The sequence below is a fragment of the Cobetia sp. 5-25-4-2 genome, assembly GCF_013374075.1.
In the GTDB taxonomy this organism is placed as follows: domain Bacteria; phylum Pseudomonadota; class Gammaproteobacteria; order Pseudomonadales; family Halomonadaceae; genus Cobetia; species Cobetia marina.
Genome location: NZ_BLWK01000037.1, coordinates 1 through 261 on the forward strand (window position 1 = coordinate 1; position 261 = coordinate 261).

The 261-nt window shown below is 59.4% G+C and carries 1 protein-coding gene; it reads left to right on the top strand.

The features are described from left to right. Positions 1-261, top strand: a 261-nt coding sequence (locus tag HXS65_RS17435; protein ID WP_176494549.1) for a phosphoadenosine phosphosulfate reductase family protein, incomplete at both ends; no start/stop codon positions are given.

A 261-nucleotide genomic window follows, 5' to 3' on the forward strand; every position in this document is an offset into this window, starting at 1 on the left:
GCTGGGACCCCAAGAATCAGCGTCCGGAGCTGTGGAACATCTACAACTCCAAGATCAACAAGGGCGAGTCCATCCGCGTCTTCCCGCTCTCCAACTGGACCGAGCTGGACATCTGGCAGTACATCTACCTCGAGTCCATCAAGATCGTGCCGCTCTACTACTCCGCCGTGCGTCCGGTGGTGAAGCGTGACGGCCTCGACATCATGGTCGATGACGACCGTCTGCCGCTCAAGGAAGGCGAAGTGCCGGAGATGAAGTCCG